Origin of the sequence: Burkholderia cepacia (assembly GCF_001718835.1) — a bacterium.
GTDB lineage: Bacteria > Pseudomonadota > Gammaproteobacteria > Burkholderiales > Burkholderiaceae > Burkholderia > Burkholderia cepacia_F.
Map to the genome: position 1 here is coordinate 1,784,441 of NZ_CP013444.1, position 12,053 is coordinate 1,796,493.

11 protein-coding genes are annotated in these 12,053 nt (G+C 66.6%); 4 read left to right on the plus strand and 7 right to left on the minus strand.

Going from position 1 to position 12,053, the window contains the following annotated elements:
• Nucleotides 1–144: 144 nt before the first annotated feature.
• Both WT26_RS28025 and WT26_RS28030 read right to left on the minus strand, forming a co-directional pair.
• Nucleotides 145–1,347, minus strand: coding sequence for an amino acid aminotransferase (locus tag WT26_RS28025; RefSeq protein WP_069274451.1), 1,203 nt, complete (start codon nt 1,345–1,347; stop codon nt 145–147).
• A gap of 45 nt (nt 1,348–1,392) precedes the next feature.
• Entirely contained in the window at nt 1,393–2,778 is a 1,386-nt protein-coding gene (locus WT26_RS28030; protein ID WP_059522136.1) for an amino acid permease, read from the minus strand.
• A 326-nt stretch (nt 2,779–3,104) separates the two neighbouring features.
• Between WT26_RS28030 and WT26_RS28035 the strand changes: the two genes are divergently transcribed.
• On the plus strand, nt 3,105–3,578 hold the full coding sequence (locus tag WT26_RS28035; protein WP_069274452.1) for an Lrp/AsnC family transcriptional regulator: 474 nt from the start codon (nt 3,105–3,107) through the stop codon (nt 3,576–3,578).
• A gap of 24 nt (nt 3,579–3,602) precedes the next feature.
• On the opposite strand, the gene WT26_RS28040 is transcribed toward WT26_RS28035, so the two are convergent.
• Complete coding sequence (locus tag WT26_RS28040) at nt 3,603–4,154, minus strand: hypothetical protein (protein WP_059955276.1); 552 nt, start codon at nt 4,152–4,154, stop codon at nt 3,603–3,605.
• Nucleotides 4,155–4,634: 480 nt separating this feature from the next.
• Here WT26_RS28040 and WT26_RS28045 point away from each other — a divergent pair, with 480 nt between their 5' ends.
• A complete protein-coding gene (locus tag WT26_RS28045; protein WP_231130483.1) occupies nt 4,635–5,345 on the plus strand; it encodes a lytic polysaccharide monooxygenase in 711 nt (236 codons plus the stop codon).
• Between the two features lie 174 nt (nt 5,346–5,519).
• Here WT26_RS28045 and WT26_RS28050 read toward each other — a convergent pair whose 3' ends face one another.
• The 3 genes from WT26_RS28050 to WT26_RS28060 all read right to left on the minus strand — a co-directional run bounded on the left by WT26_RS28050 (nt 5,520) and on the right by WT26_RS28060 (nt 8,830).
• Nucleotides 5,520–6,872, minus strand: coding sequence for a chloride channel protein (locus WT26_RS28050; protein WP_069274454.1), 1,353 nt, complete (start codon nt 6,870–6,872; stop codon nt 5,520–5,522).
• Nucleotides 6,873–7,035: 163 nt separating this feature from the next.
• Nucleotides 7,036–8,277 carry a cytosine deaminase gene (gene codA, locus WT26_RS28055; RefSeq protein WP_069274455.1) on the minus strand — a complete coding sequence of 414 codons (1,242 nt, stop codon included), beginning with the start codon at nt 8,275–8,277 and terminating at the stop codon, nt 7,036–7,038.
• 91 nt (nt 8,278–8,368) lie between these two features.
• The gene (locus tag WT26_RS28060; protein WP_069271287.1) at nt 8,369–8,830 is read right to left on the minus strand and encodes a VOC family protein; all 462 of its coding nucleotides are present in this window, start codon (nt 8,828–8,830) and stop codon (nt 8,369–8,371) included.
• Nucleotides 8,831–9,141: 311 nt separating this feature from the next.
• On the opposite strand from WT26_RS28060, the gene WT26_RS28065 reads away from it, so the two are divergent.
• Together WT26_RS28065 and WT26_RS28070 are read left to right on the plus strand one after the other, a co-directional pair.
• The gene (locus tag WT26_RS28065) at nt 9,142–10,284 is read left to right on the plus strand and encodes a porin (protein ID WP_059522151.1); all 1,143 of its coding nucleotides are present in this window, start codon (nt 9,142–9,144) and stop codon (nt 10,282–10,284) included.
• Between the two features lie 231 nt (nt 10,285–10,515).
• The gene (locus WT26_RS28070) at nt 10,516–10,818 is read left to right on the plus strand and encodes a DUF4148 domain-containing protein (RefSeq protein ID WP_069274456.1); all 303 of its coding nucleotides are present in this window, start codon (nt 10,516–10,518) and stop codon (nt 10,816–10,818) included.
• 137 nt (nt 10,819–10,955) lie between these two features.
• Here the strand turns inward: WT26_RS28070 and WT26_RS28075 are convergent, their stop codons facing one another.
• Complete coding sequence (locus tag WT26_RS28075) at nt 10,956–11,903, minus strand: LysR family transcriptional regulator (protein WP_069274457.1); 948 nt, start codon at nt 11,901–11,903, stop codon at nt 10,956–10,958.
• Between the last annotated feature and the right edge of the window lie 150 nt (nt 11,904–12,053).

The window sequence follows — 12,053 nt, forward strand, 5'->3', positions numbered from 1 at the left end:
CCTGCCAGCGCCGAAACCCGCTGCTATCGGCAAACTTGACGGACCGCTCCGGGTAGGCAAGCGCCCCCCACAGAGAACCACGAAAAAAACCGGCTGCCCCCTCAACAGGAACAGCCGGTTTCGCACCTGCAAGCGCTAACGTCCTCAAACGCTGCTCTTCAGCACCTTGCCGATCGCATCGGCGACGATCGCGACGTTCGAATCGTTCAGGCCCGCGACGCACATCCGGCCCGAACGCAGGATGTACACGCCGTGCACCTCGCGCAGCGCATCGACCTGCGATTCGGTCAGGCCCGTGTACGTGAACATCCCGCGCTGCTTCACGTAGCGCGTCAGTGCCTCGCCGCTCACGTGGTCGCGCAGGCCGTCATGGATCGACTGGCGCATCCGCGCGATGCGGCGGCACATCGCCGCCAGTTCCTCTTCCCACTGCTTGCGCAGCGCCGGCGTGGTGAGCACCGTCGACACGATCTTCGCGCCGTGGATCGGCGGGTTGCTGTAGTTCGAGCGCACGGCGCCGGCCAGCTGGCCGAGCACGCGGTCGGCCGCGGCGGCATCCTCGCAGACGACGCTCAGGCCGCCCACGCGCTCGCCGTACAGCGAGAAGTTCTTCGAGAACGAGTTCGCGACCAGCGCCGGCACGCCGCGGCGGGCCAGTTCGCGCACCGCGAACGCGTCCGCGTCGAGGCCCGCGCCGAAGCCCTGGTAGGCCATGTCGACGAACGGCAGCAGCCCGCGCGCCTCGATCACGTCGATCAGCTTCTCCCACTGGCCTTCGTCGAGGTCGACACCGGTCGGGTTATGGCAGCACGCGTGCAGCAGCACGATGCTGCGCGCCGGCAGCGCGTCGATCGCCGCGAGCATCGCGTCGAACTTCAGGCCACCCGTCGCCTCGTCGTAGTACGGATACGTGTTCACCGTGAAGCCGGCGCGCTCGAAGATGAAGCGGTGGTTTTCCCAGCTCGGATCGCTGAGCCACACCTGCGCATCCGGGAAGTAGCGCTTCAGGAAATCGGCGCCCACCTTCAGCGCGCCGGAGCCGCCGAGCGTCTGCAGCGTCGCGATGCGGCCGGCCGCGCGGGCCGGGTGATCGGCGCCGAACACGAGCGCCTGCACGGCGTCGCGATACGCGGCGAGGCCGACCATCGGCAGGTACGGCTTCGCGCCGAGGTCGCGCTGCAGCGCGGTTTCGGCTTCGCGCACGGCGCCCATCACCGGAATCCGGCCTTCGGCGTCGAAGTAGATGCCGATGCTCAGGTTGACCTTCTGGTCGCGCGGATCTTTCTGGAAGTTCTCGTTGAGCGTCAGGATCGGGTCGCCCGGGTACGCGTCGATGTGTTCGAACATGGCTTGAGTCTGTCTCGTTTGGAAGAATGATCGGGCCGGCCTGCGTCAGCGTGCGGATGCGCCGTCGTGCACCGCATAGCCTGCATTCTTCTGACGGAAGCGATACCCGACCGCGAGCACCGCGAGCCATACCGGGATCAGGTACACCGACAGGCGGAGATCCGGCGTCAGGTACATCACGACGAGAATGCCGGCCATGAATGCCAGGCACAGGTAATTCGTGAAAGGATAGCCCAGACTGCGGAAGGAAGTCTCCTCCCGGGCCGCACGCTTCGCCTGGCGGAACTTCAGGTGGATCAGCGTGATCATCGCCCAGTTGATGATCAGCGCCGACACGACGAGGCCCATCAGCACCTCGAACGCCTTGCCCGGCATGAAGTAGTTGACCAGCACGCACACGCCGGTCGCGAGCGCCGACGCACCGAGCGCGGCGAGCGGAATGCCGCGCCTGTTCACCGAGCACAGCACCTTAGGCGCATTGCCCTGCTGCGCGAGGCCGAACAGCATCCGGCTGTTGCTGTACACGCCGCTGTTGTAGACCGACAGCGCGGCCGTCAGCACGACAACGTTCAGCACGTTGGCCACCACGTTGCTGCTCAGCGCGTGGAAGATCAGCACGAACGGGCTGCCGCCGGTGACGACCTTTTCCCACGGATACAGCGACAGCAGCACGGCGAGCGCGCCGATGTAGAAAATCAGGATCCGGTAGATCACCTGGTTGGTCGCGCGCGGAATGCTGCGCTTCGGATCGTCGGCCTCGGCCGCGGTGATGCCGATCAGCTCCAGCCCGCCGAACGAGAACATGATCGCGGCCATCGACATCACGAGCCCCGACACGCCGTTCGGGAAGAAGCCGCCGTGCTGCCACAGGTTCCGGACGCTCGCCTCCGGCCCCGCATGGCCGCTCGCGAGCAGCCAGCCGCCGAAGCCGATCATCCCGACGATCGCGGCAACCTTGACGATCGAGAACCAGAATTCCGTCTCGCCGTACGACTTCACGCTCGCCAGGTTGAGCAGGTTGATCGCGACGAAGAACACCAGCGCCGACACCCAGGTCGGCACGCCGGGCCACCAGTACTGCACGTAGATCCCGACGGCCGACAGCTCGGCCATGCTGACGAGGATGTACAGCACCCAGTAGTTCCAGCCCGACAGGAAGCCGGTGAAGTGGCCGACGTACTTGTTGGCGAAGTAGCTGAACGAGCCGGCGACGGGCTCGTCGACGACCATCTCGCCGAGCTGTCGCATGATGAAGAACGCGACGATGCCGGCTACCGCGTAACCGAGCAGCACGGACGGGCCCGCCATCTTGATCGTCTGCGCGATGCCGAGGAACAGCCCCGTGCCGAGCGCGCCGCCGAGCGCAATCAGCTGGATGTGCCGGTTCTTCAGCCCGCGCTTCAGGCCGTCGCTCTCGTTTCCAGAAACCATGTCTTCTCCACTTTGTCCGCCTCCGCCTGAAGCGGGGTGCGGGGTGCGGCGCGCCTCGGTGTGCCGGGCGCTGTTTTGCTGTGCCGGGGCCGTTCGTGGAGCCGCCGGGTTGGGGACTGCAATCTTCGCGTGGCGGCGCCCGATTCGCGTCGGCGTGCCCGCCAGACCGGCCGCCGACCGTCGCCGCGCCCGCCTTGCTGCGTTCGCACACGAAAATCCGGCGTCAGTTTAGCGTCGCGACGGCGAAATCGGGTTTCGTAACCCGTTCATGCAAACCCTACATTATGAGATAAGATTGCACCCAGGAGACGGATGAGGAAATAAAAATGCATGAACCGGTTCTGGATCGCCTCGATCGCCACTTGCTCGCGATCCTGCAGGAGAACGGCCGCGCGTCGAACCTCGACCTGGCGAAGGCGGTCGGCCTGTCGCCCGCGCAGACACTACGCCGCCACCGGCGGCTGGAGGAAATCGGCGCGATCCGCCGCTACGAAACCCGGCTGTGCCCCGACACGCTCGGGTTTGGCGTCACCGCCTTCGTGCACGTGACGATGGAGCGCGGGCATATCCGCGACCTGTCGAAGTTCCAGAAACTGGTGTCGGATCTCGCGCAGATCCAGGAGTGTTTTTCGGTAACGGGCGATATCGACTACGTGCTGAAGGTCGTCGCGCGCGACCTGAAGGGGCTGTCCACGTTCCTGCTCGAGACGCTGATGCGCATTCCCGGCGTGAGCGGCGTGCATTCGAGCGTGTGCCTCGACGAGATCAAGTGCACGAGCGCGATGCCGGTCGAAGATTGACGCGCGTTCGCGCGTAGCGGTCCGTCACTCGCAGGCGGGTGCGGGCGCAATCGGAACCGGCGTCGCGGTGACACGCCCGTTGTCCACGCGCAATTCGCGCAGCGTCAGATGATTTGGTGCGCTTCCGGCCGAGCCCCGCACTTCATAGTCATGTCCGGCGGCCGGAACGAACGTGCCGGATACCGGCGCCTCCGTCACGCGAACCACCTTGCCGTTCCGAAAGTCCTGGTAGTTTGACTCCGACGTGATCGTGACCGGCTTCCCGGCCGGCACGACGTACTCGTGGAAATACTTCGCCGCATCGTCCGGCACCGGCATCCCGACCGTCTTGTTGACGAGCGCCGACAGGCCCGGTTTCGTCGCAACGATCGTATCCGGGTAGCCGGTCAGCACCGATTCCGGCGGCCGGCACGCACGGTTGAAATGGAAATACACGACCGGCCCCCAGTAGGCGCGAATCCGCGCGTCCTTCGCCGCGTCATAAGCGCCCGGCGTGCCGCCCTGCGCCGCGCACCCCGCCAGTGCCAGCATCCCAAGCGCCTGCATCGTGCGCTCGGCCATCGTCTTCGTCGTCATCCTTTTCCCTCGTTCATTTGAGTCGCTTTCTGGCAGGCACTGCCGCAGTCATCGGCAGGCATCCATACGGGCCGCGCCGGATTATGGCATACGCCCCCCGGCCGCTCCGCAGCAGACGCGTGAAACCCCCAGGCGACGTATGCGCGGTGAATTTCGCGTCGTTAATTGCCATCCGCCATCGAAACAAATCGCGACATCATTCGCCGATTTTCATATCGGATTAGTGACCAGCAGCATCAAGCATGGCTTTCACGCATCTTCATGAATACTATTTTCAAATCAACCACATTCATCGCCATATATACGAAAATTGAAATTGATTTCATTTAGTCAACGGATTAATCCGTTTTCAATTTTCTTTTCCGCTTTTTACGACTATGGTTCGAGTCGGCGAAAGCCGATTGTCATCGCGCGATCCGGCGGCATCGCGTCCTGGCCGTTGCGCGCACAACCATTCCGACTTCAACGCAGTGAGGGCCCATGAAACAGACCATCCGAAGATCCGTTTCTTCCGTCATGATGCGCGCGCTGGCCGGTGCGGCGCTGCTGACCGTAATGGCCGGTGCGCACGCGCACGGCCGTTTGACCGAACCGCCTTCGCGCATCGTGCTGTGCACGCAAGGCCAGAATCCGAACTGCCCTGTCGACGCCTGGCACGCGAACGCGATGGAGAACGGCAAGTTCTTTCCCGCGACGCAAAGCGGCCTGTCGGATCCGTTCGCACCGGACGACGCGAAGAATGCCGCACCGCCGAAGGACGGCGAAATCGCCGGCGCCAGCACGAATGGCCCGTTGCCCGTGCTGAACGAGCAATCGCCGGGCCGCTGGCAGAAGATTCCGCTACGGCCGGGTGCATTGCAGAATTTCAAATGGGAATTCAGCGCCGTGCACAAGACGCGTCGCTGGAACTACTTCATCACACGCGCCGACTGGAACCCGTCGGAAAAGCTGACGCGTGCGCAGTTCGAGCCCACGCCGTTCTGCACGATCCAGAATCCCGGCCAGCCATACTGGGATCCGAACGCGAACCTCGTTCCGTCGCAGCCGACGATCCATCAATGCCGGCTGCCGGTCCGCACCGGCTATCACGTGATCCTCGCCGTGTGGGAAGTGGCCGACACCTCGATGGGCTTCTATCAGGTCGTCGACGCGGTCTTCACCAACGGCGATACGACACGCAGCCCGTTCTGACGCCCGCCGCGACGGCGCGCCGGCCCGGCCGGCGCGCCCCGCTTCTACGCTCCGTCTCGCCGCGCAGTAAGACACCCGATATTCGCGCGTAACGCCGCCGAAAGCGCCCGGCCGCCATATCTTCGTCGGACTTTGCTCCGAGAAACCCCGCCATCAATACACCCCGTCGAAACGTCACGACTGGCGAACCGCGACCGCCGGCTGTTCCGCCGTCACGCGTTGCGCGGCACGGCGTTCGGCCAGCCGTTCGGCGAACCGGTACGCGACAAGCGACCCGGCCACGGCAAGCAGCATCGGCACGAGGCTGTCGTGATCCGCGCGGGTGAACTCGAGCAGCAGCACGACTGCCGTGATCGGCATCTGCATCGACGCGGCGAGAAACGCGGTCGCGCCGACGAGCGCGCAAGCGCCGATCGACGCACCTGGCCACACGAGGCTCCACAGACCACCGAGCACGACGCCGAGCAGCGCGCCGTTCGCGAGGCCCGGCGTCAGCAGGCCGCCTTCCGCGCCGGCGCGCAGGCTGCTTGCGGTGATCAGCACCTTCAGTGCAAGCAGTGTCGCCGCGACGCCGATCGTCAGCGTGCCGTCGAAACCCAGCGACGCCGGGCCCTTGCCGTTGCCGAGCAGTTGCGGAAACCGCATCGCGAGCACGCCGATCACCGCGAAGTTGACGAGGGCGAGCAGCAGTAGCCGCCAGTCCCTCGGCGCGGCCGCGCGCGCCCGGGCCGTGAGTCGCACGAAGCCGTACGCGGCGAAGCCGAACAGCGGCCCGCAGACGATCGACCATGCGACCAGCGGCGTGCTCAGCACGAACGGCGGCACCGTGTACTGGTGTTCGTTGCCGAGGCCGATCCACGCGATCGCGGCCGCGATCGCCGACGTCGCGACCGCCGCGACCAGCGCACGCAGTTCGAACGTGCCGAGCAGCACTTCGAGCACGAAGATCGCGCCGCCGAGCGGCACGTTGTAGACGGCCGCGAGGCCCGCGCCCGCACCGCACGCGACCATCAGCCGGCAGTCGGCCGGCGTCAGCCCCGCGCGGTGCGCGAGCCGGCCGGCGAGCAGCGCGCCGATCTCGCGCGGAGCGACTTCGCGGCCGAGCGGCGAGCCGAGCGCGACGGTGACGATCTGCAGCAGCGCGTGAATCGTCGTGCTGACGACCGGCATCCGCGGATCGGCCGCGCGCACCGCGCGGCGGATGCTGACGAGCGGCCGGCCGTACCGGTACAGCGCCCACCAGCCGCCGCCGGCGACGATCCCGCAGACGATCAGCACTGCGAGCCGGCGCAGCGGATCGGCGCCGGTCACGCCGGCCAGGAAGCTCTCGTCGCCGATCACCCGCGCGGTGCTGTAGCCGTAGGCGAGATGCTGGATCGCATGCAGCAGCAACGCGAGCAGCATGCCGCCGAGGCCCGCGCCGACGCCGGTCAGCAGCGCGACCGCGGCGAGCCGGGTGAAGCGGGTGAGCGAAGCGCCGCTCGGCGGCAACGAGGATGGAGGAACGGGCGGGAGGTCGGCGCGCATCGGATCGGCTGGCTGGAATCGGGGAAACGGCATGCGTCGCGCATGCCGTCGTCAGCCCGCATCCTAGGTTGGCCACGCTCATGAGACAAACGTATTTTTCGAATCGACTCATGCATTTTGCGAATACCTGCTGTATCGATGCGCGGCGCGGGGTATCCCTTCCTCACCCCGGATAGTCGATCCGCTCCGGCTCGCGCCGCATGATCACCCGCCCGCCCCGGATCGACAGCGCCGCTTTCGCCTGCCGGCGCAGCGCGTCGTAGTCACTGTCCGCGTCGAGCACGACGAGGTTCGCCGGCCGGCCGACTTCGAGCCCGTACCGTTCGCCGAGCTGCAGCGCCGTCGCGCTGTGCTCGGTGACGAAATCGAGGCAGCGCTGCAGGTCCTCGTAACCGAGCATGTGGCACACGTGCAGGCCGACGTCGAGAATGCGCAGGATGTTGCCGTTGCCGACGGGGTACCACGGGTCCTTGATCGAATCCTGTCCGAAGCACACGTTGATGCCGGCGCGGTCGAGTTCCGCCACGCGCGTGATGCCGCGCCGTTTCGGGTAGGTGTCGAAACGCCCCTGCAGGTGAATGCTTTCGGTCGGGCACGAGATGAAGTTGAGCCCCGCGCGCTTGAGCAAGCGAAACAGCTTCGAACAATACGCGTTGTCGTAGGAGCCCATCGCGGTCGTGTGGCTCGCGGTGACGCGCTTGCCCATCCCGCGAACCCGCGCTTCCTCGGCGAGCACTTCCAGGAAGCGCGATTGCGGATCGTCGGTTTCGTCGCAATGGACGTCGACGAGGCAGCCCTTGCGCTCCGCGAGCTCCATCAGGAACTTGATGGAGCTCACGCCCTGGTCGCGCGTGTTCTCGAAATGCGGAATTCCGCCGACGACGTCGGCGCCCATCTCGATCGCGCGCTCCATCAACGCGCGGCCGTTGTCGAACGATTCGATGCCTTCCTGCGGAAACGCGACGATCTGCAGGTCGATGAGATCGCGCGCCTCTTCCCGGACTTCGACCATCGCCTTCAACGCGGCGAGCGTGGGATCGGTGACGTCCACGTGCGTGCGCACGTGCTGGATGCCGTTGTCGCGCAGCATCCCGATCGTCGTGTGCGCGCGGGCTTTCGTATCGTCGTGCGTGATCGTGGCCTTGCGCTGGCCCCATCGCTCGATGCCTTCGAACAGCGTGCCGCTCATGTTCCATTCGGGTTCGCCGGCGGTCAGCGTGGCATCGAGATGGATATGCGGCTCGACCAGCGGCGGAATCGCGAGCCGCCCGCCCGCGTCGATGTCGGCGGCGCTCGCAGGCGTGAGCGCCGCCGGCTGGGCGTCGATGCGAGCGATCCGGCCCGCGTCGATGCCGATCGTGAACAGGCCGTCGCGGCCGCGCAGGCGTACGTTGAACAGGTTCATGCTGGGTCCCGGCAGAAAGAAGCGGCCGCGCGGCGCGCGCGACGGACGCGTGAATGGAAAGGAACGACCGGATGCGCGCCGGCGCCGCCCGTCACGACCAGCCTTCGACCTTAAGCCCGGTCGCGGCGGCGGCTTCCTCCGCCGATACCGCGCGCACCTGCTGCCCGAACGTCCACACGTGCTGCTCGGGATCGCGCGCGCGATAGGTGCGGTCGCCCCAGAACTGGTCGGCCGGCTCCTGCAGTATCACCGCGCCGGCCTGCCGCGCGCGTTCGCAATGTGCGTCGATGCCGTCGGCGAGCTGCACATGCACGCACTGCGTGTTCCTGCCGCCGACGCCCAGCGGGCTCGTGACGAACTCGGCCCATTCGCCGCCGACCATCAGCGTGCCGCCGGCGCACGTCAGCTCGGCATGCGCGAGCTTGCCGTCCGGCGCGCTGACGACGACGCTGCGCGCGAAGCCGAACGCCTGCTCGAGCCAGTCGAGCGCGGCCCACGGATCGCGATAGAACACCGCTGGACTGACGGAGGGGCGGCGGCTGGGCGTGGTCATCTTCAGTCTCCCGATCGAGGGCGTGAGACGCCCATTCTCCGCGCGAGCGCCGCGCCGATCAACCGCCGTCCAATCGAATGCGCGTGTTGCACGCACGCGACAAGCCGGCGGCGCACGCACCGGGCCGCGCTCGTGCCACCGTGCGCACACGGCCAGCCTGCCGACATGCGCGACGATACATGGCAGTTTTGTGAAGCACTCTTGCTGGATCTGCAACGGAGCTGTCGCGCCGGGCCACCGAAATCCCGGCGCCTGCGTTCCTATACTTGCGCCGAACTTTTGTTCCCCCTCCCACACGCAGGAGTCTTGCCTTGAAAAAAACCCTCGTCGCCGGCGCATGCACCGCCGCGCTGTTCGCCCCGCTCGCTCACGCACAGAGCTCGGTCACGCTATACGGCCTGATCGATGCCGGCATCGTCTACACCAACAACGCCAACGGTGCGTCGCTGTGGCGCCTGAACAGCGGCACCGTCAACGGCAGTCGGGTCGGGTTTCGCGGCACCGAGGATCTCGGCGGCGGCCTGAAGGCGCTGTTCGTGCTCGAGAACGGCTTCAACGTGAACAACGGCGGGCTCGGGCAGGACGGCAAGCTGTTCGGCCGCCACGCGTACGTCGGCCTGAGCCAGAGCGGCTATGGCACGCTGACGCTCGGCCGCCAGTACGACACGATGGTCGACTTCGTCGCGCCGCTGTCCGCCACGGCCGGCGACTTCGGCGACACGAGCTTCGCGCATCCGTTCGACAACGACAACCTGAACCACTCGCTGCGCATCAACAACGCGGTCAAGTACACGAGCGAAACCTACGCGGGCTTCAAGGTCGGTGCGATGTACGCGTTCTCGAACGCGACCAGCTTCGGCGCGAACCGCGCATACAGCGTCGCGGCGAGCTACACGAACGGCCCGCTGAAGCTGGCGGGCGCGTACCTGCAGATGAACGGCACGAAGGGCTCGACCAGCGCGAGCCCGGGCGCGACCGACGCGGCCGAAGCGAAAAGCCTGAACCAGGGCGGCTGGTCGATCGGCTCGGACCGCATGCGTTCGTACGGCGGCGGCATCAGCTACGGGTTCGGGCCGGCCACCGTCGGTTTCGTCTATACGCGCGCGCAGTACGACAACACGGGCTCGTTCGGCTCGACCGGCCAGGTCGCGTTCAACAACTACGACGTGAACGTGCGCTACGCGGTGACGCCGGCCTTCAGCGTCGGCGCGGCCTACGTGTACACGGACGCCAGCGTGTCGAACCCGGACAGCAGGCACGGCACCGATCCGAAGTGGCACCAGGTCGACCTGCAGGCCGTCTACAAGCTGTCGCGCCGCACGGACGTGTACGCGGAAGCGATGTATCAGCATGCATCGGGCCGCGGCTACCAGGCGTTCATCGACGGCTCGGGCGGCGCATCGAGCACCGCGAACCAGATCGTCGGCACGATCGGCATGCGCACGCGCTTCTGAGCGCCGTCGCGATACGCTCGCGACACGCGAAACCCGCCTGCGAAGGCGGGTTTTTTCTTTTTCGGCATGCAGAACGAAGCGCGACGCGGGCCCGCAATGTTGCTCGTTCTGGAAGGCAGCCTGCCTGGAATCGGGGTTTTTGCGCACGCCCGCGCTGCGTAGACTTCGGTCAACGGTTCGGATCACTCGCTAATTGCCGGACCGCATCGATCGCATATCCAGGAGGAAATCGTGAAATCGCTCGTCGTTACCGCCGCCGCTGCCGTCCTGCTCGCTGCACCGGCCCTGTCGTTCGCCCAGTCGGCAAAGTCGCCCGTCACGCGCGCGCAAGTGCTGCAGGAGCTGATCGACCTCGAATCGGTCGGCTACAACCCGGCGCGCGGCGAATCCGTCAATTATCCGGACGACATCCTGGCGGCGCAGGAGCGTCTTGCGGCCAAGCGCCTCGCCGAACGCAAGGCCGGCGCAGCCGCATACGGCCCGGCCGGCGCGGCGGGCGCGGAATCGGGCGCGGTCGCGAAGCCGGCGCTGTAAGCACCACGCACGCCGCCCCGCATGCGCCGCAGTGCGCATGCGGGGCGGAACGCTTGAACTGAACGAAACTGAACGATCGCGACGGAAATCGCGAAAGCGCGCGCCGGTTGCGCGCGCATGCAGCGCTACGCCGCCGGTCAAGCGGCCTGCTGCTCCCGGCCGAGCGCCGCCAGCATCTCGACGTCGCGCGCGATCATCCCCGGCACCTGGGCACGCAGCATCTCGACCCATGTCCGCACCTTCGCATCGACGAAGCGGCGCGACGGATACAGCGCGTACACGTTCATCTTCTGCAGGATGTGCGCGGGCAGCACGCGCACGAGCGTACCGTCGCGCAGCGCGTCGATCGCCGAGTACAGCGGCAGCATGCCGATCCCGATGCCGTCGCGGATCGCGAGCGCGAGCGATTCGGCCGTATTGGTCTGCACCGGGCCCGCGACGTGGATCTGCTCGACGCCTTCGGGCCCTTCGAGCACCCATTCGTGGGTCGGGAACGCGGGCGTGCACAGCGTCAGGCACGCGTGTGCGGCAAGATCCTGCGGACGGGCCGGCGCGCCGTGGCGTTTCACGTAGTCGGGCGACGCGCACAGGATGCTGAAGGTCGAGCCGAGCAGGTGCGACACGAGTTCCGAATCGGGCAGCGACGACGCGGTCACGACGGCCATGTCGCTCGTCCCGTCGAACAGGTCGGGCATGCGCTGCGACAGCGACAGCTCGATCGACACGTCCGGAAACTGCGCGTGATAGCGCGTCAGTGCGGGCAATACATAGTGATGACCGACGCTCGCGAAGCTGTGCATGCGCAGCACGCCGGCCGGCCGTTCGTGCGCGCAGCTCGCCTCTTCTTCCGCGCGGTCGACGTCGGCGAGAATCTGGCGGCAGCGCCGCAGATAGCTTTCGCCGGCCGACGTGAGCGCGAGACGGCGCGTCGAACGATTCATCAGACGGGTACGCAGGCGCGCCTCGAGCTCCGACACCGCGCGCGACATCGCGCCCGTCGTCGAATTCAGCGATTGCGCGGCGGCGGTGAAACTGCCCGTCTCGACGACACGCGAAAACACCCGCATGTTTTGTAGGGTATCCATTCCTGTGAGCAACCTGTAGCGGAGGCGTTATTTTCCTCCACTGGATGCGACAGATTGTTACTCCGGCTGCAACTATCGTTTCCCCGCAGCTGCGTTAATGCGCGTGCGCCGCACTCCTACAATCGGCGCCTCACCAGTCCAACGGGCGTG

Excerpts from the sequence above, each read along its gene's own strand:
- WT26_RS28025 (WP_069274451.1), bottom strand. The coding sequence starts at position 1,347 with ATGTTCGAACACATCGACGCGTACCCGGGCGACCCGATCCTGACGCTC.
- WT26_RS28030 (WP_059522136.1), bottom strand. The coding sequence starts at position 2,778 with ATGGTTTCTGGAAACGAGAGCGACGGCCTGAAGCGCGGGCTGAAGAAC.
- WT26_RS28035 (WP_069274452.1), top strand. The coding sequence starts at position 3,105 with ATGCATGAACCGGTTCTGGATCGCCTCGATCGCCACTTGCTCGCGATC.
- WT26_RS28040 (WP_059955276.1), bottom strand. The coding sequence starts at position 4,154 with ATGACGACGAAGACGATGGCCGAGCGCACGATGCAGGCGCTTGGGATG.
- WT26_RS28045 (WP_231130483.1), top strand. The coding sequence starts at position 4,635 with ATGAAACAGACCATCCGAAGATCCGTTTCTTCCGTCATGATGCGCGCG.
- WT26_RS28050 (WP_069274454.1), bottom strand. The coding sequence starts at position 6,872 with ATGCGCGCCGACCTCCCGCCCGTTCCTCCATCCTCGTTGCCGCCGAGC.
- codA (WP_069274455.1), bottom strand. The coding sequence starts at position 8,277 with ATGAACCTGTTCAACGTACGCCTGCGCGGCCGCGACGGCCTGTTCACG.
- WT26_RS28060 (WP_069271287.1), bottom strand. The coding sequence starts at position 8,830 with ATGACCACGCCCAGCCGCCGCCCCTCCGTCAGTCCAGCGGTGTTCTAT.
- WT26_RS28075 (WP_069274457.1), bottom strand. The coding sequence starts at position 11,903 with ATGGATACCCTACAAAACATGCGGGTGTTTTCGCGTGTCGTCGAGACG.